The organism is Ammoniphilus sp. CFH 90114 (assembly GCF_004123195.1).
In the GTDB taxonomy this organism is placed as follows: domain Bacteria; phylum Bacillota; class Bacilli; order Aneurinibacillales; family RAOX-1; genus YIM-78166.
Window position 1 is genome coordinate 309,643 of the sequence record NZ_SDLI01000004.1, and the last position, 22,254, is coordinate 331,896.

Consider the following 22,254-nt stretch of genomic DNA (forward strand, 5'->3'; position numbering starts at 1 on the left):
CTCTGCTGCTATTATCGGCTTGTCTGTGCATGCTTATGTGTGCTCAAGACCAGTGTTCTAGCTCTTGTAGTGAGCGAATACATTCTAAGGGGTAAACCCCCTTCTTAGCTAGATGATCCGAATCGGCTTGGTAGGCGATAAAAGAAATTCCTGCTTGTTGAGCTGCCATACCATCAATCCAGGAATCCCCTACCATGACCCACTTCTCCTTCGGAATAGTCGGGCAACGATTCAAGATGTGTAGAACACCAGATGGCGAGGGTTTAAGCTTCTCCATCTGATCTCGACCTGCTACATAATCAAATAAATGGAAAACGGACAGCTCCTTAAGTGCTTTTTCCGCTGCAGGTAAGGCGTTATTCGTCAAAACGGATACCCACTTGTCCTTCCCTCGCAGTCCGCTAAGCAATTGGGCAGTATAAGGTTCTAGTTTTGCTCCTTCCATGCCTTCCGACTCTACTTCCTCAACCAATGTCCATACTTCCTGTTCAATGGCAGGGAAGTGCTGATGTCTCCTTCCAAGCTCAATGATCTGAGAGGGAGTTTTATTAGACCACTCCAGATCCAGAGGAAGCAAGTGGTGAGAGACAAGCAATTCATAAACCGATTTCTTCATCTTGTAAAAGTCAATTCGAGATTGCAGAAGAGTATTGTCCATATCAAAGATAAAGGCTTTAAATGGTTTCATTCTTGCTCCTTTTGGATAAAATTCCTCTATAGGAGGGATCGACATGAAAGAAAAAATTGTAGAAATGCTAACACCAGAAGTCAAACAGCAAATTGACGACGAGATGAGACAACTCAAGTACACCAAAAATTTCCGTTCAGCTTCCGCTGAAGAATGGTACGTCTTTCTTCCATCCTATCAAGATCCGCAAACCCAAGGCGCTGCAGGAAAAGCCATCATTCACTATGATTTATATGGGAACAAAGAGATCTTTATCCATACCACCATCATATTCGACGACCCGAAGCTGCATCAACCCGAATCCTATCCTATCGTCTACTCGATCGCCGATGAGCTCGTCAATCGACTAGTCGGCTATGCCGATACCTTATTGTCTGTTCATTCAGGCGCCAATTCCTTCCAAGCTGAATATGTGAACGGATGATAAGGACATAAGCGGAGAATTTCCTGTTATTTTCAAAAAATGACTAAAAATGGCCAAAATAGACGGAGATTTTCCGCCTATTTACAGTTTTCACTCTCATTTTAGATGTGTTAGGCCTATTAGCGGAATAAATTCCTGTTATTCCACTCCATTTTAATCATCTCAGGGCAATAAAGGAAGTTTTTCCCTTATTCTATCCTCTCAAGAGACCTACCCGTTCAGCACCTGTTCTCTAATCAACGTTGGGACTTCCTTTTTCTCCGGGAAGCGCCCTTTTTCTTTCTTGGAATAGATCAATTGATCATTAATCGTAACCTCAAAGATCCCTCCACCCTTGGGCATTAGGATAATCTCTTCAATATCATATCGAAAATTCGTATCATCCATTAATTCATCCACCAAACTGATGGCTTTTGGCAAAAAGTTTCACATATTGCAGTATTCAATCTTTACGTTCAGCTTCATAGAGCTCACTCCTTCTTCATCTGTCCTCTTCCATTATATACAACTGAGAAATGATAGAAAATACTTTGATGCTCCCCTAATAAGCACCCAGATCTACAATTTTTCGCATGATGGTAATAAACGACTCAGCAGCCTTAGACAGATATCTTCCTTTCTTGAATCCGATCACAAGGGTGCGCGTAGGTTGGAGGTCGCCAATTGGCAGATAAATGGGAACATGGCTAGAACGTCTTGTCCGTGTAACCATCTTTGGAATGAAGCCCACTCCCATCCCTGAAGCCACAAGCGATTGGACTGTTTCAATATTCGTACTTTCAAACACTACCTTCGGCTCAAACCCCGCTTGTTGACATAAACGCTGTGAGATCTCTCGAAATCCTTGTCCCCTCTTCAATACAACAAAAGGTTCCTCTCTGCACTCGCTTAGGTTCACTTCTTTTCTTTCTGAGAATCGATGTTGGGGTGGAACTGCCAGATAGATAGGCTCTTCTAACAAAGGAACCGCATCAAGTCCCTTCTCACTAATCGGAAGAGATAGCAAACTAATATCCGTCTGGCCTTTAGCGGTAAGCTGCTCTAAATGGGTTGTCGTCTCCTCTACCATAACAAGCTCAATCCCCGGAAACTCATTTTGAAACAGCGGCAAGGCAGCAGGAAGCAAGTGGGCTCCCGTTATCGGAAGCGTCCCGATAATGATTTGTCCCTTGGAACTGTCCACGACATCCATCATTTCCTGTTTCAACTGCTCTACCTGGTCTAAAATTTTAGAAGCTTGATCAACAAACCTTTTTCCCGCGTAAGTTAAAACAATATCACCGGGTCTACGCTCAAAAAGTTGAACCCCAAGCTCTTTTTCCAGTTTAATCATCTGTTGGCTTAAAGAAGGCTGAGCAAGGTGGAGCTTCTCCGCTGCTCTAGAGAAATTACGCTCCTCTGCTACCATCAGAGCATATTCAAATTGACGAAGTTCCATAATCCACCCCTTTCGCATTATAGGAAAAACCTATAGTATTTATAGATATTATATCTTAGACCAAACCTCAAGAAAATGTTAAAAATAAATTAACTTATTCGACAACGAAAGGGGAATAATCGGATGAAACCAAGAACAATGTTTGAGAAAATCTGGGATAATCATATCATTCATCAGGAAGAAGGAAAACCGAGCCTTCTCTATATCGATCTACACTTAGTACATGAGGTAACCTCACCGCAGGCGTTTGAAGGCCTACGCTTAACCGGGCGTCAAGTTCGCCGACCTGACCTCACTTTTGCTACTATGGATCACAACGTTCCGACGAAGGACCGCTTTAACATCACGGATCCTATTGCAAAACAACAAATTGATACCCTTATTCAGAACTGTAAAGACTTTGGAGTTCCTCTAGCTGACTTAAACAGTCCAGATCAAGGCGTCGTCCACATTATCGGACCTGAATTAGGACTTACCCATCCAGGTAAGACCATTGTATGTGGAGATAGCCACACCTCTACACATGGTGCCTTCGGCGCTCTAGCCTTTGGAATTGGAACGAGCGAAGTTGAACACGTATTGGCTACTCAATGTTTGCAACAGTCTAAGCCAAAGACAATGGAAGTTAAAGTTATTGGCGAAATGCCTATAGGCACCACGGCAAAAGACTTGATCTTAGCTATCATCGCAAAATATGGAACAGACTTTGCCACTGGGTATGTAATTGAATATACCGGAGCAGCTGTTCGCAAATTATCCATGGAAGAACGTATGACCGTTTGTAACATGTCCATTGAAGCTGGAGCACGTGCTGGACTTATTGCCCCAGACGAAACCACCTTCCACTACTTAGAAGGACGTCGTTATGCACCGAAGGGTGAGCTCTGGTCTGAGGCTGTTGAAGCTTGGAAACAACTAGCGACAGATGAAGGCGCTACGTTTGACCATACTGTAGAAATTCAAGCATCTGAGATTGCTCCACAAGTAACATGGGGAACAAGTCCAGGTATGGGTACCGATATCACGAAGTCCGTTCCGAGTCCAGCAGACTTTGAATCCAGCAACGAACAAAAAGCTGCTACTGCTGCACTAGACTATATGGGCTTAACCCCTGGTACACCAATGTCTGATATTTCTATTGATCGCGTCTTTATCGGTTCCTGTACCAACGGACGGATTGAAGATTTGCGAGCAGCAGCTCAAGTAGCAAAAGGCTACAAAGTTGCATCCCACGTGAACGCTATGATCGTTCCTGGTTCTCAAGCTGTAAAGAAGCAAGCCGAAGAAGAAGGGCTAGACAAGGTTTTTGTGGAAGCTGGATTTGAATGGCGTGAAGCTGGTTGCAGTATGTGTCTAGCCATGAACCCAGATGTATTATCTCCTGGTGAGCGTTGTGCTTCTACTTCCAACCGGAACTTTGAAGGTCGTCAAGGGCGTGGAGGAAGAACACACCTTGTGAGCCCAGCTATGGCTGTTGCTGCTGCGATTAAAGGACATTTTACCGATGTTCGTCAATGGAAATTTAACTAGGAGGGTGAATGATTCATGGAACCATTTAAAAAATTAACCAGTGTTGTTTCCCCGTTAGATCGGGTAAATGTAGATACCGATGCCATTATTCCTAAGCAATTCTTAAAGCGTATAGAACGCTCTGGATTCGGACAATTCCTATTTTACGAGTGGCGCTTCGACGAACAGGATCAACCTAATCCGCAGTTTGAATTAACTAAACCACGCTATGATGGAAGTAATATTTTGATCTCCCGAGTGAATTTCGGATGCGGATCCTCCCGTGAGCATGCTCCATGGGCACTTTTGGATTACGGGTATAAAGTGATCATTGCTCCTTCCTTTGCAGATATTTTCTACAATAACTGCTTTAAGAACGGAATCTTGCCTATTAAGCTGTCTGAAGAGCAAGTGGATGAGCTCTTCCAGAAGACCTTTGCAAAAGAAGGCTACAGCTTAACTGTAAACCTAGAAACTCAAACCATTACGGATGGCGAGGGGTTTGACGTTTCTTTTGAAGTGGACCCTTACCGTAGAGAATGCCTCTTAAATGGTTTGGATGATATCGGAATCTCTCTTGAGCACCAAGATAAAATTAAGCAGTACGAAGACAAATACCCTTCTTACTACCTTGTGAAGGAAGCCTAAAGAAAATAACCCAGTATGCTTTAAGACGCATACTGGGTTATTTTCTTTTTCCAGCTTTGGATTTCGTATCCTGTGTTGGCGTTCCACGTGTTAAAATACAGGATACACCGTATCCAATAGCACCAGGCTTCGACATTTTCTCAATATAAGCAAGACCCCTTTGGCATTGTTGGGTACACTGGATACAAGTGTCTGAAGTTACACTTTTCATGTAATGCTTCATATTATCAAACGATGATGATATCACTTTCTTCTTCTTGGGCGCCATCCTCTTCCCCTGCCTCCCCATAGCATCTAATGCACATTATGATGAGGAGAAAGACAGGGTGTTAGGCATGTACCCGATTATTCAAAAAGGAGTTTTGCATGTGTTAAGACCTATTCAAACGGATGATGCCACTATCCTTTACCACTTGTTTTGCGGAGAAAAAGGTGGATCATTTCTTGATCTGCCTTTAGGATCTCCAAATACTTTTGCCCGTTGGCTTAATGAAGTACAAGCGGGAGAGCTCCTGGGATTTTGCCTGTCGCGAGTCATCATGAGCAAGCAAGATAGAGTTGCAGGTTTGGTTATCCTGTCTTCAATTGATCAGGCTGCCAGAACCGCCGAAATGGGTACTTGGCTTGGATTATCCTATCGGGGTATCGGATTAAATCACCAAGCAAAACAAGAGATGCTTGAAATCGCCTTTGGATCTCTAGGTTTAGACAAAATCCTACTATGGATTGCAGACAAAAATATCCCTGCCACAAAAGCGATCAAGAAATTGCCTTTTGTCACGATACCGGAGCAAGAGCTTTACAGCAATGAAAAGAAACATCGTCAGTTTCTTTTCAGTCAACCTTTCACGGTGTATGAAATTCACAAAGATCTGTACTTTCTCAAGACGAAAAGATGGTAACTTAGCTTGTGTTAAGCTACCATCTCCACCTCCAAGCAAACCACCGATTTTCTTCGTTGATTAAGGATAGATTTCCCTCTTTCCCCACATAGCGGTTATATCTTCGCAGTCGTTTTTCCATCCGTCCCAATGCTGAGATAATTTCCGAAAAGCTTTGCTCCGTTCGTGGATCAACGGACCTATGGTACGTTTCTTTCCACCATTGTAAGTCGATCTGAAACTCCTTCGGGAGATTCGTATGCGCCATAACAGCCAGTACATACTCATACAACCCCTTAATCTGCTGACGACTCTTTTCCTTAGCTTCCCCTTCTCCCCACGAGATCCGGCCGTAATGCTCCGTAATTAATAGAAAATCGCTTAGAATGTCGTTTTTACTAGACTCAATGTAAAGTCCTTTATAATAACCCTTCGGATGCACTTCACTTTTCGACTGCTCTCTCATCCATTGTTCAAATTGATGAGTACGATTAATTAGGTCCTTTAGAGCATTCATTTCTTTTAGATGAAAAACTCCATCGGCCTGCCATTTACTATAATACGTGATAAGAAGCTTCAGCGCTTGCTCATATAATCTTCTAAGATGCGTCACATACTTTGGTGGTAATAACACCGTATTAATGACGCCAGATACCGCCACACCAACAAACGTGATCATAAATCGGTTCCAGGAGAAATATAAAAAGTCCTCAGTAGGAGCCTCCATAATAAAAATCACGGTTACAATACTTAAAGGTATACTATCTTTCCACTTAAATAAGTTTGTCAGCGTAATGACAATAATAATTGCTAAGGCAACTGTGTAGAGATGGACCCCAAAAAAGACAGCAATTATGACACCGATTAAGGCCCCTGCTACGTTTGCCTGGACTTGCTCAACCGCATACCGCATAGAGCGCTTATTCGTCGGTTGGATCGAAAGTGCAGCTGCTACAGCCGCAAAAACAGCCGGCTCCAACCCCAACAAATTCGCTATAAATAAAGAGGCCATGACTGAGATGGCCGTCTTGATTGTCCTTCGTCCAAACATAGGTACCCTCTACCTCCTAGAGGACTTTTTGCGCGGCAGAAGAGCCGCTAAGATGTAATGATCTATATCCAATATTCTCTTGGCTACACGCTGAACATCCTCAGCTGTAACCTCTTGAACTTCCTGTAGCTCCTGCTCAGGGTCGACACTCAACCCTCTTACTGCCATTGCTCCCATATAAGCATTATAGGCTCCTGCTCCTTCTAATTCCATAATTCTGGAACCTTCAAGCCCATTACGAGCGACAATCAGCTCTTCTTCGGTTACACGTTCTTCCACCATTCTCTGCCATTCCTCACGAATAATACCTTCAACTTCGTTCATCTTGCGAGGGTCTAATCCTACACTAACAAGGAAGCATCCTTCCCCTAACCAAGCTTCATGAGTAGTATCCACAGCATAAGCTAAGCCATTGTCTTCACGTATTCTCTGATACAGCCTAGAAATCTCGTTACCGCCGAGGATGGCATTCATCACTTGAATCGCTATGCGATCCGGATCTTCTAGCCCCGGTGCCGGCACCCCCATGATCATTTGCCCTTGATCGACATCTCGGTGGAAACGTACGACTTTCTTTTGTCTCTTTACTGCTGCTCTCTGCTCACGCGGAGCATCGGTCAACTTCATTCCTCCTAATTTTTCCTCAAGGATTGGAAGGATCTCACTCGCTTCCACTCGGCCGGAAACCGATACCGTTAATGTTGAATCAAAGTACCATTGATTATAAAAGGATTGTATATCGTCTCGCGTAATCCCCTGAACACTCTTTTTCGTCCCAAGAATAGGATCTCCAAACGGGTGGTCTTCGTAGAGAGTTTCCATGAAACGGTCCATTAAGAACTCTCCAGGTATATCATTGTACATATCAATTTCCTCGATTATAATGGATCTCTCTTTTTCAAGATCCTCCACAGGAAACTGGGGGTCTAGATATAAGTCAAGCAGGATGTCTAGCGCAGCTTCCATCTGACGATAAGGGACATCTAAGGTATAAGTGGTTGTATCCCGTTCAGTAAAAGCATTAAGATAACCACCTATCTTTAACGTATCTATAGAAATTTGTTTATAACCTCTTTTTTTCGTTCCCCGGAACATCATATGCTCTACAAAGTGAGCCAACCCTTTTTTTGCTGGAGGATCGTACTGTGACCCTACCCCAACCAACACATCTATACACACCTTAAAACTTGTTGGAACTGGTTTAATGAGAACACGGGTCCCGTTGGATAGAAAATAAGTCTGGAAACTCATTGATTTCTCCTCTCTGAACGAAGCATCTTATATATATTAAAAGAAAGTAACCGAGACTTCAATGATAGAAAAAATTACTGAAAAAAGACTCTTTACAAGTTAGATACGTTAGGTGTAATATATTTTTCGGCAACCACACACCAAAAAGTCAATATTTCAGACAATTATTACTTTACTAGTAAATTGAATTATGTTATGATTCAACTATTCAATCCATGCGTTATTAATTTTTTCAAGATTCTAACATACTGAAAGAATAGCAAGACGTATCATAACATCAAGGAGGAAACAGCAGATGAAAAATGAACAATGGGGGAACCGAGCGGGCTTTATCCTTGCTGCAGTCGGTTCGGCTATCGGCTTGGGGAACATATGGAGATTCCCTTATGTCGCTTATGAGAATGGTGGAGGTGCGTTTTTAATTCCCTACCTTTTTGCCCTTCTAACAGCTGGAATTCCAATTCTCATCTTAGAATTTGGTATTGGTAAAAGAGGCGGTGGTTCCGCGCCGTTAAGTTTCAGAAATTTGAATCAAAAGTGGGAATGGTTGGGCTGGTGGCAAGTTATGATTTCCTTCGTAATCATTACCTACTACTCTGTTATTATCGCTTGGGCAATGAGCTACACAAAATTCAGTCTAAATCTTGCTTGGGGAGAAGATACAAAAGACTTTTTATTCGGTAACTTCCTCGGATTAACGGACAGTGTGTGGGAAGTTGGTGGATTACAAACTCACATCATTCTTCCACTCGTCATCGTTTGGGCTATCGTTTTCTTTACTTTGTATAAAGGAATTAAGAGCGGAATTGAAAGAATCAGCAAAATTGTAATGCCTCTTCTCATCCTCTTATTCTTAATCATTACTTTCCGCGGCTTATCTTTAGAAGGTGCAACCTTAGGGTTGAATCACTTCTTCACACCGGATTGGTCGAAGGTCTGGAATTATAAAACTTGGGTCGCTGCCTATGGACAGATTTTCTTTAGCTTAAGTATTGCCTACGCTATCATGATTACTTATTCTAGTTATCTTCCAAAGAAGAGTGACGTAAACAACAGCGCCTTTATTACTGCATTTGGGAACTCGGGATTTGAGTTACTTGCAGGAATTACCGTCTTTAGTGTACTAGGCTTTATGGCCGTTCAAAGTAATGTAGACATCAGCGAAGTAGCTGCTGGTGGTGTTGGACTAGCTTTTGTTGTCTTCCCGAAAGTCATCAACACCTTGCCAGCGTTCAATGAATTATTTGGTTTCTTGTTCTTTGGTTGCCTTGTATTAGCCGGTTTAACGTCTTCAGTTTCCATTTTAGAAGTAATCGTTGCTGCCATTCGAGATAAATTTAACCTAACCCGTCAAAGAGCAGTAGTATGGGTAACGGCTGTTTGCTTTAGCGTAAGCTTACTTTACGCAACAGGAGCAGGACTGTACTTCCTAGATATTATTGACCACTTTATTAATAGCTTTGGTGTTCTACTCTCTGGTCTAGTGGAACTCATTCTATTAGGATGGTTCTATCAATTAAGCAAAATTCGCGAAGATGGAAATATGACTTCCGATTTCCGCATCGGGACATGGTGGGAAATCATGGTTAAATATGTAACTCCTGCCGTTCTCTTTTTTATCTCCATTCAAAACGTAATCGGAGCTTTTAAAGACCCGTATGAAGGTTATCCAACAAGTGCCTTGCTTATCTTAGGTGCTGGTTGCGCCCTAGCGGCCATCCTCCTGGGTTATGTATTCAGTAAATTGAAGTGGCACAACCCTCAACACACCAGTAAGAAAGAGGTGGCATAATGACACAATCAGCCATGATGATGTTTATATTCAGTGCTGTACTATTATGGGGTGGACTGGCCACCTTTCTAGCTATCGCACTGTTCAAGAAATCCTAATCCTTCAAGACCGGAAGAGCACTGCTTTTTCGGTCTTCTTTTTTAGCTCAACTTTAATTCTTCCACTGGGGGAGTTTTCTTCGCCAAGCTGACTATCACCTTGCCAATCCCATTCTGCCAGTTCTCATCAGTAGCGTAGCGAATATTCATACCTTCTAGATGCGCGCCGTTATAATACTTTCCATCTTCACTCAAGTAATGTTCACTAATATAGCGAGCCACTGCATCAATACCTTCCTCTTTACTTGCAAACTTTCTTGCACTCTGATAGGGACTCTGATCGTAGGCAGAAAAACCAAAGAGATTGTTTTTCTCCTTTGAAATCCTAGAACGTCCCCAAGCACTTTCCCAAGCAGCATGAGCTATGAGGTAATACGCATTAACTTGGTATCGTTCCTCAGTCTCGACAAATGCCTTACCTAAACCTTCCAGGCCTGTCCCCTCAATAAGAGCATCGGCTTGTTCTTGACTTAAACCAGAAGGTTTACGTAAATCAAGTCGGGTCACATCAGTCGTTTTCACTAATTGAATAAACTCCTGATTAACCTCCTCTGACTGCTTCATAGATTGATATAAAATCGACGCGGTCGTGTTCTCCATAGATTGCTTCTCTTCCCTTGCTTCCTGGACGAGATCCTCAACTGGAGCTTGTACTACATGGCTTGGTTCGTCAGGAATCTCCTGTAGCATTTCGGAAGACTCAGTAAAAAGACCTGCTTGTCCGAACATTTCAATACCGGCAGCCACCACGGGATTGTAGATGGCGATTATACTTGTAAAAATAAAAGTAAGCATGGAGGTTAGGCTCTTCTGATACACGGTTGGTCTCCCCTCTGTGAAAATATGGAATCTAATATTCTATATTCACAGAGGAGATGAATTATCACTGTAAATTTGGACTAGCTTTCTCTTGTTTTATTTCTTGTATACGAGGAAAGAATGATAGCAAACTTGAGATTTCCCTACTGCCCAAAATATTCGGGTTTAAATCACTTCGAGTAAGTAAACTTAAGCGTTGCCTCTCTAGTTCCTTTCCTATTGATTTTTCTTCTTTTCTTGGCATAAATGAAATGACTAAATGGTTCTCTCCTCCCTCCCCCTGAAACGGTCGTGCTAACTTGGGAATAAGTCTTTGCGGAGCAACAATGCGAATATTCGTCTCAAAATGAGAATCATTAAGCTTACGCAATGTTCCTTGGGATAACCAATTCACATCAGGCATACTTGGCCTCTTTACAGAAAAGATCCGACCTAACCATTGTCCTAAATAAAACAACAGCACTCGAAGCCAGCCAGCTGCTTCCACCCTACCTCTTCCCATCCGAATACCTTCCTGCATTTTGGATTCAAAAAGGCTCGTTTTATGGACATTCCACATGACAGCAGGAATAGGTCTCAAGCAAAAGCTGATCCTAGCTAATTCTCCATTATTTAACGGCAAGACTTCCGGCAAAATCGAGGGAGCATCAGAAGAGAGAGCAAATAAGTTATCAAAAGCAAGCTTAAGCTCGCAAATTGACACTCCTTTTGGGACAGTTAAGATCTGTGGATCATCGAGCGGACTTAGATCAATTTCAACCTTATTCACCCTTTTCCGATCTTTCCTAAACCACTTAGATAAATAAGGAGTGAGTTCAGGGGGAGCCGAAAGATACACTTCCCATGTTTCATTCGGACGATAGATTACATCGATCCAAACCGCATTTTTTCTATTCTCTCGAAGATCAACCTGGTGTAAGATATGGTGATGCAGCCTTCTCCAGAAACGTTGCTGGTCCTCAAGAGTAAGGCAAGACTTTGATACCACCTTGTGCATTTGTAATGCGTGACTCAACATCCTCGCCACCTCCTTACCAATGGTTATGCTGGATTTAGGCAAATAATGTAATAGATTAACGGATAGAATGTATGTTATAATGACAATTAAGTTTCATAATATGCTTGATGCATGACAGGCAACACCATTCATTCTGATCGATTTACTCTCAAATACGATTAGAAAGGTTGATGTCAGATGGAAACGCTGAAGCTATCAGAAATCGTTTTATCTGTAAGGCCTGAACTGTATCGATTACTAACCGAAGTAGAGCGAGATCTACCTATCGTTCTTAAGCATGGGTTAGAATCATTGCAAGCGGAGGATATCCTCCAAATTATTGAAGCAAGTATCTTATATAACAAGGAAAACGACGTCCTCCATTAGACGTCGTTTTTTTCTGCACTAATCTCTGCGGAAGGCTCCCATAACCTCTACTGTCTGTGTGATATTGACAAATGCATTGGGATCGCTCTTTCTAATAATAGCTTTAACCTCAGACAATTCATATCGTGATATGACCACAAACAAAATTTTACGTCTTTCTTTCGTAAATGCCCCTTCTCCATCAACAACCGTTATTCCTCGATGCAGTTCAGATAATAATGCTCCTTTTACACTATCGCCTTGATCAGTAATTATCATTAACGTTAACTTAATATGACGGGTGTGAATACTGTCAATCACTCTACCAGTAGCATAAATGGAGAGTAAGGTATAAAGAGCCTCCTCCCAGGTGAATACGAATCCTGAAATTAAAATAACAACAGCGTTCAGCGCAAATATGATGACGCCTAATGGCATGTCCCGCTTCAAGGTCAATAGCAATCCAATAATATCAAATCCTCCTGTTGACCCACGGAAGCGGAAGATTAATCCAATCCCAATTCCGGCGATAACTCCACCAAAAATAGAGGCTAGCAAAGGATCATCAATAAAAGGCTTTTGCGGAATGTATTGCATTGCCAAAGACGTCACTGCAACGGAAAAGACACTATGTGCCACAAACTTTTTGCCCAGCTTTAAGAATCCCACGATGAAGATAGGAACATTAAGGGCAAAGATGGTCATCCCGGTGTTAAAGGTGGTGACAAGCCCAATCATCATGGCTATACCCGATACCCCGCCACTTAGGATCTTATTGGGTAGAAGAAACGCGTTAAAAGCGAACCCGATCAGTATCGAGGAAAAGAAGATAATAACCAATCTGTACATGATATCACCCTAGTAGCATCGTTTCCTAGGTATGTTACCCATAAGGTAGCATGACATGCACCATTCCTTGAAATAGCGAGATAGCAAAAGTAAAAAAGGTCATCGATGCAAACTATTGCATTGATAACCTTAAACATTATTTTTGTATTGTTTAGGATGTAGCTTGCTTGAAGGAATGAACAAACTGCACTACGGTGTTATATCGTTCCACTAAGCTGGAGTAATACGTTTCGATTTCCATTCCATCTAGAACGAAAGTAAACCGAATATCACCAGGCTTCTCAAAACGATCATAGTCAAACTCTACGGGTCTTTGGCAATTGAATTGAACAGCCAACTCCTCGGCAATTTCAGAAGCTAAATCATAAGCATTGGAATAATCCTTGATCAACTTCATCTCCTAGCCCCCTTCAAGTCCTATGAAATTTGTTTTTCCTTAAAGCTATGTGACCTCTTAGAAAAATAGAACAAAGTAGCCCCCAAGCGATGGACCTATCCACACGTATGAAACAAAGTTAGGAAGGAAAACTAAACAATACTGGATGCTAGCATGATTTATTGGTTATTTGCAGAAAGGAGACATCTTGATGGAGCCATTCGATAGCGATGGATCAATCCAGCCAGGACTTCATCATTACTCCTATCAGGAGTTCATTACACAATTTGTGCATGAATTTCCTGATTCCAATACAAGGGAAGATATCCATACGCTATCCTTCTTGTGGTTGGCCGAATTAAAGAGGCTTGTAACCCCTGTAGAAGTTTGGTTTAACGGTGCCTTTATTACCAATGTGGTTGATCCCAAGTACTTAGAAATGTGTATTTTCTTAGACTTAGAGGACACGAAAGAAGAACAAATTCAAGAATGCATAGGACTTCAGCAATTCTCTGATCGCTATAAATGTAAAGCCTACTTCGGTCTTTATCCTAACTCGAGGGATCCATGGAACAGCGTACTCGGTCCCTACTATTGGACAGAACAATTTGGATTTGATTCGGTGTACAATCCGAAAGGAATTATTGTACTATCCTGGAGCGAAATCATAGAAGCTTTGACCTGAATGAGGTGAACTTATGAATGATGAATTGTTGGCTATTAATAAAAAGATAAAAAGTACAGAAGACGAGCTTGATCGATTAAAGAAACAACTTAATCCCAATTCCACCGAATATGTTTTCTCTTCCGCGGTACTGGTTAAACGCTTACTGGAACTAAAGGAACAAAAACGCGAATGGGAAGGTGAAAACCATCAAGCAGGTGACACGAATGAATTCGTTGTGGCCGAGTCCTTGCCTGAAAAGGTTGAATCACCTACTCCAGTACCCCTTCCGAGTGCGATTACACCTGTTGGTAATGTCCATAGAGAAAAGCTCAGACTGATTCTCTCAGGTAAAGGGATTGGCAGTGGTACGATCTCCATTCGAGTATTGTCTTCCGTCCTTCAACACCTTCAAGCCATGACCGATCATATCGCCTATGCCTTAGACCATGGTCCCGTACAGACAGGGTATATTCCCGCCCATATCCTACGGCAATCGGACCTGACGATAAAACATACATTTCCGGGATCTTTTGGATTGGAACTTGAAGCAGGCCCTGGTGAAGGATCAGAAGATCCTTTATTAGCTCAATCCTTTCGTCAATTGTTTGATCTCCTCGGGTCATCTCATAACCCAGAGGAACTATTAGACCAAGTTGCCCCCCTTGGCCCTAGAACACTCCGTTTATATAGAGAGTGGATAAGTAACATGGCCGAACAAGAAATTACTTTTGCTTGTGAATGGGATCGTCCTCATGGCAACCCTCAGCGGTTTAAGGCTGCACCAGAGGAGCTCAACACCATTATTCAATCCGCAGATGCTATTCGATTGGATAAGACAGAGGAAGTAGAAGTCATTGGCTCCTTTATCGGGGTGAACTTGCGTCGAAATACGTTTGAGATGGTGGAAGCTGAGACTAATCATATCATCAGTGGTAAAAGCCGATATGACTTGTTAATGAAGTATAAAGGCTTAATTGGGGATGTGGCTAAACTTCGGTTAATAAAATGTACAGCAGAAAACTTAAAATCTGGGAAAGATGAAGTACTCTGGTTTCTGTCAGATATGAAGCCCTGGACAACCGGGTAGCACTCGAATCCGGTTGTCCAGACTTATAAACCCTAACTAGCTGATTTTAACTGTAGGAGAGTACAGATGAGTCGAATTTGATTATACTTCTCCCCTTTTTCCCTAGCCGGCAAACTCTTGCCATCTCCATATAATTCTTCAAAGATGGGTTTAAGCCTTGTAGCTCCCTTCGTAGAGACGACTGCTTGTATTTGCTCCTTCTCATTAATGCGATTCACCTCATGTTGCAGATAAGGGATGACTTCATAACCTTCTGTAGATAATTCAATGATCCTCTTCATTAATTGTGTCATGGACATGTTCAATTTCTTCACAATGGTTTCTATTTGCTCTCCACTCTGCATAGCTTGCAGAAGCCTTTTCTTTTCTTCGAGTTCTTGCTCCCTTCTTATCTCTCTCTTTTGATCTCGCGTTACTTTTTCTTCAAATAACCAGATTGACAGCTCTTCCGCACTCACTACATCCTTCACCCACTCCAGCGGAAAGGGATAAGGTTGCTCTAGCTTCTGCGTAAGTTCTAAAATACCTTTTCCGTATTGCTCAACCTTCGCTATTCCTATACCAGGAATCTGCCTAAGTTCCTCTTCATTATGAGGGATGAATGTAGCTAGAATCGATAACAACTTATCTGTAGCAATGAAATAGGGAGGAATTTGACCTTTAGAGGAGGCATACTTTCTCCATTTTCTTAGATCTTGAAACAAGGCTGGGTTCATATTTTTTTGAGAGAAGCATTCTAACTTGCGTAGGAACTGATAAGGTGTAGGGATGGCTGAAAGGGAGAGGGTAAGCAGAGGACTATCGGGGGTAAAACCTTCTTTACCTTTATCTAGTTGAAGAGCTTCCGCTGTTTGCCAGGCTTTATCCTTCTCTTTACCGGTATATTGGATGATGGTTTCTTCCATGCCATCCAAGAGAGAAGTCCAATGTGCTTCATAATTTTCTCCTCGCTGGAAAATGATAATCTTTCCTTTTTCTCCGGTCGGTTTAGCAAGGGTGAGCAAATAATAAACATGACTTAACATCGATCATCTACTCCTTTAGTATGGAATTATTGTACTTCCTGCGGGACAAATTCAAATGGTTCACGTGGGATTAGAATTAGGACTATCACCTCCTATTAGGAGTATGCGTGTGAAAAAGAGTGGGTAGGGACTGCGTGGGCCTCAGGAGATGAACAAGAGGACAAGCTTATTATACCAAGACTGGTCAAGTTTTCCAAGAGGGAAACTGAACCGCTAGTTCGATACCCCCTCTAGGGTATATTAGAAGACTTCTCATAGCAGATGTCTACTAGAGGTGGACTAGCTATCAGTCATAGAATCAATAACAGTAAAAAATTCCGTTATTTCGATGTTTTGGTAATTTTAGCGCGAAATAAACGGAAAATTTTCCGTTATTCATCTTTTAGATGCAATGAATGCGTTTTCATTATATAATAACGGAGTTTGCTCCTGTTATTCCAGCCTTTTTACTCCTAATCCATAAGATAGCGGAAATTCGTTCCGTTAAGGGGTAAGGCTGCTAGGGCTCCTCCTCCCTTCCCCTTCTGTCAGCCACGCATGGACCTGGTAAGGGTACATAAAAAAGGAGCGAAGACCTTCTCTGCTCCTATAAGTTATTCGCTCTCTGTCTTAAGTTTATCTCGTTCAAACATGGAACTCTTTCTCTAAGCTGATTAGCTACATGGGAATGGCAGGTGAAGAAGAGCACTTGCTGATGCTTACTGACTTCAAGTAGGCACTCTATGGCTAATTGAGTGCGACCCCCATCAAAATTAACGAATATATCATCTAAGATGATAGGTAAAGGTTCAGGACCGGCACACTCCTCGATGAGAGAAAACCTTAAACTTAGAAAGAGCTGTTCCTTTGTCCCTCTACTTAAATACCCTGGCTCAAGTCGCATCCCGTCATGTCTCTCCACATAAATCTTTTGTTCACCAACAGGGGAATAGACTCTCGTATATCTTCCTCCGGTCAGATTGTAAAAATATTCAGTGGCCCTCTTTAGAACTCCCGGTTGTCTCTTTGATTCGTACGATTCTCTCGTTCGCTTGAGTAATAAATAAGCCATCCGATAGACCGTCCATTGCTTAGACGCAAGACCTAGTTCATATAGAGTCTCCTCACGCTGTTGGTACAAAGCGGATAGGTTCTGACCCGATTCTAAGCGACTAATCTTATTTTTCCATTGACCTCGTCGGTCTAGGGACTCCTGAAGTTCGATATGAAGTTGTTCTAGCTCCTCCGCCAATTGTTCTACTCGTGCCTCCACTTCCTCTCTGCTATAGAGAGGAAGCATGTCTATGATTTCCTGGCTTGCTGAAGAGTACAGAGCATGCGTCATCACGGATCTTTCTTCTTCACGCTTCTTGCGTTCAAGATAAACAGTAGAAAGTTGTCTAAAATGTTCCCTGTCATTAGCCCCTGTACGTTTCAGTAATTCAACACACTCTGCTTTCAACTTTGCACACAGCCGTTCCTTTTTTTCGAGGCCTTCTTTTCTTTCCTTCCAATCACTTCTCATCCGTTCAGCTTCTCTATAGGCTTCTTCATTCTCCATTGCTAATCTGTGGAGGACCTTCATCTTCGTCCATGATTGCTCTGAATGTAAAAGAATATCTACCTGTGAGCACAACTCGTCGACTCTACTTGTAAAATCATGAAGCCCGTTATCCAATACACGGCACTTATAATCAATTTCATCATACTTTTGCAGTTTATCTTTTGCCTTTTCCGTAACACTTAGAACTTCAAGGACCCCTTCCGGACTTAAGCCTGTTGGGAGCCCTAACTCTCTTAAGGTTTCTATCCAGTTTCCTTGCTCTAGGTCGTATTCAGTAGAAAGCTCTTGTAATTTCCTATCTAACTTATCTATTTCTTTATGTAACTGCTGCAATTTATCTCCCAGTATGGACTTTTTTTCCTTTGCACGGTAGTGGACGCGGTGGCTCTGTCTTAACTGTTGAATATACTGAGCAATTGCATCTAAGGATCGTTCTCCATGAAATGAGTTCATCGAGAGGGTCATCAGTTCCGACTGTTTCGCTTTGATCTGCTCTGTTAAATCTTCTATCGCATTCGCATAGGTATGATCACTCTTACTTGTCCGAAGACTTCCTGCACGGTAGCCATAGATGATGGAGAGCAAAAAGCTTACAATCACTGGAATAACCAACCACCATGCATCACGAAACCAGAAGTACCATCCCGTACTTAAAGCGAAGGCAAGGAACAAAGTAAGGATGGAGATGAATTTCCACTGTAAAGTGGCCTTCGTATTTGCACGCCTCTGACTTCGCTCTCGTTCCCACTCTTTCTTCATCCATTCTAAGCGACTCTGGTCATTCTGTACCGTATGATATAGGGCTTGGAAACGATTATAATCCTGCTCCACACGATCCAGTTCAGGCCCCTCTGATATCGTAGGTTCTTCTTTGATCATTTTGTCGTACTCGCGCTTTACATCTAACAGCTCTTCTTCTCTTTCTGCCTTTAGATGCTTTAAGGTTTTATGATCGGTAGAGAAGGCTTGAAAGATCAGACGTTGTTCTCTTAACATTTCTCTGCGGCTGATGGTCGTATCAAATTCTCTTAATCTACTCCAACTCCAATCCGGCCCAAGCTGGGATAAGAAGTTCTCAATAGCTTGATAGAGGTGATCCCGCTCTACGGATAAAGCCAATAATTGATCGTTCTTCTGCTCCCATCGAGTCGACTGCATAAAGAGGTGTTCGATCTCCTCCTTCAATGATAGAATCCGATCATCGATGGTGAAGCGAGCAATCTTGTCTTGTAGTTCTGCCAACTTCTGATTATCCTCTTCTATGTCCAATTCATGAGACAATATCTCCCTATCAAGTTGATCTAAACGTGCGATACCTTGTTCGGGAAAGGTAGAAGTGTCTGGAAACTCTCTGAGTCGGGCCTCCATTAGTAAGACGTCTTGCCACAAGGGATAGAGTTGTTTTAATTTCTCCCATCGCTTACATTGAAGCTTCAACTCACGATCCCGCGATTGGAGTTGTTCTATTTCTCCATTAAGAAAATCGAGCTCTTGATGGATCGTATTATATGCGTCATTCTCTGCTTGAAGGTGTCTAATTTGGCCATCAAGCTCTTCGACTTGAACAAGAAGCTGGTTGACGAGGGGCTGAGTTCCTCTCGGTTTAAATAATTTCTCTGCTTCCTCTATCCATGATTTCTCCCATTGCTGTAAAGAAACACCCGTGCCAGAATTATAAAGAAAATGGGCCACATCCTCTTGATTCAGGTTACCCAGTAGAGACAACTCAGTTAAACCGAAGGAATAGATGTTAGAGTAAAAGGAAGGAGTAGTTCCTCCTAGTAATTTTCCTAACCATTCTTCCCCCTTCTCTTCACCGCTTGGAAGAATGACTCTGACCGTTCCCTGAGCCTTCTTATTCCCAATTCGTTCGATTTGGTATTCTTGATCCATGGAGTCACGAAGTGTGACGATTCCGCCAAACTTTCCTCCTTCTAGCGGTTCATAACGATCTTCAGGAGTTCTTCTGCTCTCAAACCCAAATAATATGGCCCGCACAAAAGCGAGAAGAGTGCTCTTCCCAGCCTCGTTGCTGCCCTCAACTAAGTTTAAACCATGTCCAAATTCCGCAGTGAAGTCTTGATACTTCCCAAACCCATAGATATGAACAGAAGTTATGATCATGACTTCCATTCTCCCTTCTCTCTATGGCCCAAGAGCCTCTCAAGTTCTTCATTCCAATTCCAATCCCTATCCCCTTCTCCGAACCACGTAACCCATTTCCTTCCAAGTCGGTGTTCATGACGTAGTGGAGAACTCGCTTCCTGAAGCAACTCTTGCAAAAGTTGAGGTTCTTCCTTCAAACGATGCACCCATGTCTGCATCTCTAGTAAGAAAGGGTCTTCTTCAAGTAATACCGATGAAACCTGGACATGAATAGCTTGAAGCCAAAAAAATGGAGTATCGATCTCACGATAACGATCTAACAAATCATGGGTTATGTTATGTTTCCTTAGTATAGCAGCAAGTTCCTCCGTGATCTTCAGTCGAAGACGACCAATCACTGATCTCCCTTTCACCAACTGCTTCCAATTGTCCATCTCTCTGTCTAAGTGATCTAAGAGGTCTTGTTCCGTTTGGCAGATGGTAAGATCCATCTGAGAATCAAACCATCGCACCACGTCTAGTCCCCGAAACGATAGGGAGGTCTTTCCTACGGAATCAACCTCAACGAGGTAGCACCCTTTCTCCCCTGTTTCCTTAAAACTTCTTCCCTGCAGGTTGCCAGGATAGATAATAACCGGCTTGTCCTTCCTCAGGATCTGACCAACATGGATATGACCTAGCGCCCAATAATCCATTCCGCTTCTCTGCAGGTCAGCCATACTGCACGGCGCATAGTTGTCATGTGCTGTGTCTCCTCCTACATTGGAATGAAGGAGACCAATGGCGTAAGAATTATGTTCTTCTCGCTGAAAACGAATGGCGAGATTATCCATCACGTGATGAGTTGGATAACTTATTCCATAAATTCTTGCAAGCTCACGACCGTTCTTTCTATATGGTATGGACTCCACTTCCTCCCCTGAGAAGAAATGAACCTGCTCTGGCCATGTCAATCGCGCCCGATAACCATCCAGAGGATCATGATTCCCATGAATGATATAGCTAGATATCCCACAGGAAGCTAGCCTCTCTAATCCTTCCTTAAAACGAAGCTGTGCACGTAGACTACGATCTGCCGAGTTGTAAATATCGCCAGCTAGTAATAAAAAATCGACTTGTTCATCTATACATAATTGAATAAGGCGCTGGTAAGCTTGAAAGGTGGATTCTTGTATTTGTTCTCGAATACGCGGAGGCAATTGGCTTAAACCGACGAACGGAGTGTCTAGATGAAGATCTGCCGCATGTATAAATCGAATGTCCATTCCCTACCTCCCAAAAACAGAATATATGTTCTTATATTAATAAAGATCTCGTCGATTGTAAAGCAATCTCTGGACAATGCGGATAATTTTTCCGTATTAGGACAGACTAAGCAAAGCATAAGACGAAGGAGGAATCATTGTGTTCTTTAATCGCAAAAAGGAACCTGATCCTATAGAAGAAGTGGAAACGGAAATTTGGAAATGTATGGTCGATACATGTTCAGGTTGGGCTAGAAAAGAATTCTCTTTCTCTGATGAACCCCAGTGTCCATTCTGTGAAGGGGAAATGATGAGCGAAATAAGGATGTTACCTGTACTCTTCGATCGGATGCCCAATCAATAATCAATAATATAGCGAACGAAAAGAGACCTTACTCTTGATAAGTAAGGTCTCTATAACATTTCACCCGAGCTTAATACATCTGTCCACGATCTCTCTCCGTTACGGAGCTTATCCCTTGTTGTAAGACCACCTGATATGAACGGTCGCCTGACTCTGCTAAATAGTGGTTGTGTGTCACAAGGAGCACCTGACGCTTGGTTTTCTGAGTAACACCCTTGAGGAACTGAGCAAGCATCATTCCATATTCCTCAGAGACGTGCTTACCCGGTTCATCCAACATTAATGGACCGTCAGTCTGTTGCTTCCCTGACTCCATCAACGCAATCCGTAAGGCTAGGGAGACAATATCCACAACACCGCCTCCACGCGCATCCTGTGGCTTAGTCTCAACCAATACTCCATCATAATTGGAAACCACATAGAACTCTGCATCCGGCCGGTTATTCTTTTCGGAAAGGATGACACGAAAAGCTATATCGTCCGTACTAAAAACAAACTGCAAAGCCCCTGTAACCCAAGCCTCAATATTTTGCCTCGCTTGCTCCCTGGCAAATGCTGCTGCTTCTTGTAGTAAATAGCGGGCTTTCGTATAATCTTCAATCTCTGCGTGGAGATGTTCGACCTTTTCCTGCCATTGCCTCTTCTCTTCAATTAAGTGCTCCTGTTGGCCTCTTCGCCTTTCATAAATCTGGCGAAATCGAGTAGCCTTCTCTCTTAACTGGGAGTAATCCTCCATACTAATCCCCCTTACTTAATCAAATCAAAAGGAATGAGGCCTTCGATTTCTTTGAGGAGACGCTCTTTTTCCGCTTCTAGTTTCGCAATCTCTTCCTCCATCCGATCAGGGTCCACCCCCATCTTACGGATCTCCTCGAGCAGTTCTTTCTCTTGCTGTTCTAAAATCTCTTTTCGGCTTAAAGCCCTTGTTCTGAGCTCTTTACCTTTTTCTATAGCTATTTTCAATTTATTTAATTGTTCTTGGCTCAAATTCATACGCCTCCTTTTAACTTTTGATCCTCAACGCTTGTCTA

Annotated in this window: 25 protein-coding genes; 10 read left to right on the forward strand and 15 right to left on the reverse strand. The window is 42.5% G+C overall.

Annotated elements, in window-relative coordinates; translation table 11 throughout:
* Positions 1–43: 43 nt before the first annotated feature.
* Entirely contained in the window at positions 44–688 is a 645-nt protein-coding gene (locus EIZ39_RS11740; protein ID WP_164985048.1) for an HAD family hydrolase, read from the reverse strand.
* Between the two features lie 43 nt (positions 689–731).
* On the opposite strand from EIZ39_RS11740, the gene EIZ39_RS11745 reads away from it, so the two are divergent.
* Entirely contained in the window at positions 732–1,112 is a 381-nt protein-coding gene (locus EIZ39_RS11745) for a hypothetical protein (protein WP_129200155.1), read from the forward strand.
* Positions 1,113–1,322: 210 nt separating this feature from the next.
* On the opposite strand, the gene EIZ39_RS11750 is transcribed toward EIZ39_RS11745, so the two are convergent.
* Positions 1,323–1,532, reverse strand: coding sequence for an Rdx family protein (locus EIZ39_RS11750; protein ID WP_129200156.1), 210 nt, complete (start codon positions 1,530–1,532; stop codon positions 1,323–1,325).
* Positions 1,533–1,653: 121 nt separating this feature from the next.
* Complete coding sequence (locus EIZ39_RS11755; protein WP_129200157.1) at positions 1,654–2,550, reverse strand: LysR family transcriptional regulator; 897 nt, start codon at positions 2,548–2,550, stop codon at positions 1,654–1,656.
* Positions 2,551–2,673: 123 nt separating this feature from the next.
* Between EIZ39_RS11755 and leuC the strand changes: the two genes are divergently transcribed.
* Entirely contained in the window at positions 2,674–4,080 is a 1,407-nt protein-coding gene (leuC, locus tag EIZ39_RS11760; RefSeq protein ID WP_129200158.1) for a 3-isopropylmalate dehydratase large subunit, read from the forward strand.
* 15 nt (positions 4,081–4,095) lie between these two features.
* Entirely contained in the window at positions 4,096–4,707 is a 612-nt protein-coding gene (gene leuD, locus EIZ39_RS11765; protein ID WP_129200159.1) for a 3-isopropylmalate dehydratase small subunit, read from the forward strand.
* 37 nt (positions 4,708–4,744) lie between these two features.
* Here the strand turns inward: leuD and EIZ39_RS11770 are convergent, their stop codons facing one another.
* Positions 4,745–4,975: a hypothetical protein gene (locus EIZ39_RS11770; protein ID WP_129200160.1), complete on the reverse strand. Its 231-nt coding sequence runs from the start codon at positions 4,973–4,975 to the stop codon at positions 4,745–4,747.
* Between the two features lie 67 nt (positions 4,976–5,042).
* Between EIZ39_RS11770 and EIZ39_RS11775 the strand changes: the two genes are divergently transcribed.
* Entirely contained in the window at positions 5,043–5,609 is a 567-nt protein-coding gene (locus EIZ39_RS11775) for a GNAT family N-acetyltransferase (protein WP_240675791.1), read from the forward strand.
* A gap of 16 nt (positions 5,610–5,625) precedes the next feature.
* Here the strand turns inward: EIZ39_RS11775 and EIZ39_RS11780 are convergent, their stop codons facing one another.
* Both EIZ39_RS11780 and EIZ39_RS11785 read right to left on the reverse strand, forming a co-directional pair.
* Positions 5,626–6,639, reverse strand: coding sequence for an FUSC family protein (locus tag EIZ39_RS11780; protein ID WP_129200162.1), 1,014 nt, complete (start codon positions 6,637–6,639; stop codon positions 5,626–5,628).
* Positions 6,640–6,648: 9 nt separating this feature from the next.
* The gene (locus EIZ39_RS11785; protein WP_129200163.1) at positions 6,649–7,890 is read right to left on the reverse strand and encodes a M16 family metallopeptidase; all 1,242 of its coding nucleotides are present in this window, start codon (positions 7,888–7,890) and stop codon (positions 6,649–6,651) included.
* A 295-nt stretch (positions 7,891–8,185) separates the two neighbouring features.
* On the opposite strand from EIZ39_RS11785, the gene EIZ39_RS11790 reads away from it, so the two are divergent.
* Both EIZ39_RS11790 and EIZ39_RS11795 read left to right on the forward strand, forming a co-directional pair.
* On the forward strand, positions 8,186–9,682 hold the full coding sequence (locus EIZ39_RS11790) for a sodium-dependent transporter (RefSeq protein WP_129200164.1): 1,497 nt from the start codon (positions 8,186–8,188) through the stop codon (positions 9,680–9,682).
* A complete protein-coding gene (locus EIZ39_RS11795) occupies positions 9,682–9,780 on the forward strand; it encodes a MetS family NSS transporter small subunit (protein WP_129200165.1) in 99 nt (32 codons plus the stop codon). The genes EIZ39_RS11790 and EIZ39_RS11795 overlap by 1 nt, the downstream gene beginning before the upstream one ends.
* 42 nt (positions 9,781–9,822) lie before the next feature.
* On the opposite strand, the gene EIZ39_RS11800 is transcribed toward EIZ39_RS11795, so the two are convergent.
* Positions 9,823–10,599, reverse strand: a complete 777-nt coding sequence (locus tag EIZ39_RS11800) for an N-acetylglucosaminidase (RefSeq protein ID WP_129200166.1) — start codon at positions 10,597–10,599, stop codon at positions 9,823–9,825.
* A gap of 64 nt (positions 10,600–10,663) precedes the next feature.
* A complete protein-coding gene (locus tag EIZ39_RS11805) occupies positions 10,664–11,617 on the reverse strand; it encodes a PDDEXK family nuclease (protein ID WP_129200167.1) in 954 nt (317 codons plus the stop codon).
* Between the two features lie 177 nt (positions 11,618–11,794).
* Here EIZ39_RS11805 and EIZ39_RS11810 point away from each other — a divergent pair, with 177 nt between their 5' ends.
* A complete protein-coding gene (locus tag EIZ39_RS11810) occupies positions 11,795–11,983 on the forward strand; it encodes a hypothetical protein (protein ID WP_129200168.1) in 189 nt (62 codons plus the stop codon).
* Between the two features lie 18 nt (positions 11,984–12,001).
* Here EIZ39_RS11810 and EIZ39_RS11815 read toward each other — a convergent pair whose 3' ends face one another.
* Entirely contained in the window at positions 12,002–12,811 is an 810-nt protein-coding gene (locus tag EIZ39_RS11815; RefSeq protein ID WP_129200169.1) for a YitT family protein, read from the reverse strand.
* A 151-nt stretch (positions 12,812–12,962) separates the two neighbouring features.
* Complete coding sequence (locus EIZ39_RS11820; protein WP_129200170.1) at positions 12,963–13,208, reverse strand: hypothetical protein; 246 nt, start codon at positions 13,206–13,208, stop codon at positions 12,963–12,965.
* Positions 13,209–13,398: 190 nt separating this feature from the next.
* Here EIZ39_RS11820 and EIZ39_RS11825 point away from each other — a divergent pair, with 190 nt between their 5' ends.
* Positions 13,399–13,872: a DUF6932 family protein gene (locus EIZ39_RS11825; protein ID WP_129200171.1), complete on the forward strand. Its 474-nt coding sequence runs from the start codon at positions 13,399–13,401 to the stop codon at positions 13,870–13,872.
* A gap of 13 nt (positions 13,873–13,885) precedes the next feature.
* On the forward strand, positions 13,886–14,941 hold the full coding sequence (locus EIZ39_RS11830; RefSeq protein WP_129200172.1) for a hypothetical protein: 1,056 nt from the start codon (positions 13,886–13,888) through the stop codon (positions 14,939–14,941).
* A gap of 32 nt (positions 14,942–14,973) precedes the next feature.
* Here EIZ39_RS11830 and EIZ39_RS11835 read toward each other — a convergent pair whose 3' ends face one another.
* The 3 genes from EIZ39_RS11835 to EIZ39_RS11845 all read right to left on the reverse strand — a co-directional run bounded on the left by EIZ39_RS11835 (position 14,974) and on the right by EIZ39_RS11845 (position 20,880).
* Positions 14,974–15,966 carry an HRDC domain-containing protein gene (locus EIZ39_RS11835; RefSeq protein WP_129200173.1) on the reverse strand — a complete coding sequence of 331 codons (993 nt, stop codon included), beginning with the start codon at positions 15,964–15,966 and terminating at the stop codon, positions 14,974–14,976.
* Positions 15,967–16,552: 586 nt separating this feature from the next.
* Positions 16,553–19,633: an ATP-binding protein gene (locus EIZ39_RS11840; RefSeq protein ID WP_164985051.1), complete on the reverse strand. Its 3,081-nt coding sequence runs from the start codon at positions 19,631–19,633 to the stop codon at positions 16,553–16,555.
* Positions 19,630–20,880, reverse strand: a complete 1,251-nt coding sequence (locus EIZ39_RS11845; protein WP_129200175.1) for a metallophosphoesterase family protein — start codon at positions 20,878–20,880, stop codon at positions 19,630–19,632. Before EIZ39_RS11845 ends, EIZ39_RS11840 begins: the two co-directional genes overlap by 4 nt.
* Positions 20,881–21,019: 139 nt before the next feature.
* Here EIZ39_RS11845 and EIZ39_RS11850 point away from each other — a divergent pair, with 139 nt between their 5' ends.
* The gene (locus EIZ39_RS11850) at positions 21,020–21,223 is read left to right on the forward strand and encodes a cold-inducible protein YdjO-related protein (protein ID WP_129200176.1); all 204 of its coding nucleotides are present in this window, start codon (positions 21,020–21,022) and stop codon (positions 21,221–21,223) included.
* A 70-nt stretch (positions 21,224–21,293) separates the two neighbouring features.
* Here the strand turns inward: EIZ39_RS11850 and EIZ39_RS11855 are convergent, their stop codons facing one another.
* Both EIZ39_RS11855 and EIZ39_RS11860 read right to left on the reverse strand, forming a co-directional pair.
* Positions 21,294–21,959 carry a P-loop NTPase family protein gene (locus EIZ39_RS11855; RefSeq protein ID WP_129200177.1) on the reverse strand — a complete coding sequence of 222 codons (666 nt, stop codon included), beginning with the start codon at positions 21,957–21,959 and terminating at the stop codon, positions 21,294–21,296.
* 11 nt (positions 21,960–21,970) lie between these two features.
* Positions 21,971–22,210 (reverse strand): hypothetical protein, encoded by a 240-nt coding sequence (locus EIZ39_RS11860; RefSeq protein ID WP_129200178.1) that lies wholly within the window; start codon positions 22,208–22,210, stop codon positions 21,971–21,973.
* Positions 22,211–22,254 lie beyond the last annotated feature (44 nt).

Excerpts from the sequence above, each read along its gene's own strand:
- leuC (WP_129200158.1), top strand. The coding sequence starts at position 2,674 with ATGAAACCAAGAACAATGTTTGAGAAAATCTGGGATAATCATATCATT.
- EIZ39_RS11775 (WP_240675791.1), top strand. The coding sequence starts at position 5,043 with ATGTACCCGATTATTCAAAAAGGAGTTTTGCATGTGTTAAGACCTATT.
- EIZ39_RS11845 (WP_129200175.1), bottom strand. The coding sequence starts at position 20,880 with ATGGACATTCGATTTATACATGCGGCAGATCTTCATCTAGACACTCCG.
- EIZ39_RS11790 (WP_129200164.1), top strand. The coding sequence starts at position 8,186 with ATGAAAAATGAACAATGGGGGAACCGAGCGGGCTTTATCCTTGCTGCA.
- EIZ39_RS11815 (WP_129200169.1), bottom strand. The coding sequence starts at position 12,811 with ATGTACAGATTGGTTATTATCTTCTTTTCCTCGATACTGATCGGGTTC.
- EIZ39_RS11810 (WP_129200168.1), top strand. The coding sequence starts at position 11,795 with ATGGAAACGCTGAAGCTATCAGAAATCGTTTTATCTGTAAGGCCTGAA.
- EIZ39_RS11855 (WP_129200177.1), bottom strand. The coding sequence starts at position 21,959 with ATGGAGGATTACTCCCAGTTAAGAGAGAAGGCTACTCGATTTCGCCAG.
- EIZ39_RS11745 (WP_129200155.1), top strand. The coding sequence starts at position 732 with ATGAAAGAAAAAATTGTAGAAATGCTAACACCAGAAGTCAAACAGCAA.
- EIZ39_RS11740 (WP_164985048.1), bottom strand. The coding sequence starts at position 688 with ATGAAACCATTTAAAGCCTTTATCTTTGATATGGACAATACTCTTCTG.
- EIZ39_RS11770 (WP_129200160.1), bottom strand. The coding sequence starts at position 4,975 with ATGGCGCCCAAGAAGAAGAAAGTGATATCATCATCGTTTGATAATATG.
- EIZ39_RS11780 (WP_129200162.1), bottom strand. The coding sequence starts at position 6,639 with ATGTTTGGACGAAGGACAATCAAGACGGCCATCTCAGTCATGGCCTCT.
- EIZ39_RS11830 (WP_129200172.1), top strand. The coding sequence starts at position 13,886 with ATGAATGATGAATTGTTGGCTATTAATAAAAAGATAAAAAGTACAGAA.
- EIZ39_RS11805 (WP_129200167.1), bottom strand. The coding sequence starts at position 11,617 with ATGTTGAGTCACGCATTACAAATGCACAAGGTGGTATCAAAGTCTTGC.
- EIZ39_RS11820 (WP_129200170.1), bottom strand. The coding sequence starts at position 13,208 with ATGAAGTTGATCAAGGATTATTCCAATGCTTATGATTTAGCTTCTGAA.
- EIZ39_RS11840 (WP_164985051.1), bottom strand. The coding sequence starts at position 19,633 with ATGATCATAACTTCTGTTCATATCTATGGGTTTGGGAAGTATCAAGAC.
- EIZ39_RS11835 (WP_129200173.1), bottom strand. The coding sequence starts at position 15,966 with ATGTTAAGTCATGTTTATTATTTGCTCACCCTTGCTAAACCGACCGGA.
- EIZ39_RS11755 (WP_129200157.1), bottom strand. The coding sequence starts at position 2,550 with ATGGAACTTCGTCAATTTGAATATGCTCTGATGGTAGCAGAGGAGCGT.
- leuD (WP_129200159.1), top strand. The coding sequence starts at position 4,096 with ATGGAACCATTTAAAAAATTAACCAGTGTTGTTTCCCCGTTAGATCGG.
- EIZ39_RS11785 (WP_129200163.1), bottom strand. The coding sequence starts at position 7,890 with ATGAGTTTCCAGACTTATTTTCTATCCAACGGGACCCGTGTTCTCATT.
- EIZ39_RS11825 (WP_129200171.1), top strand. The coding sequence starts at position 13,399 with ATGGAGCCATTCGATAGCGATGGATCAATCCAGCCAGGACTTCATCAT.
- EIZ39_RS11795 (WP_129200165.1), top strand. The coding sequence starts at position 9,682 with ATGACACAATCAGCCATGATGATGTTTATATTCAGTGCTGTACTATTA.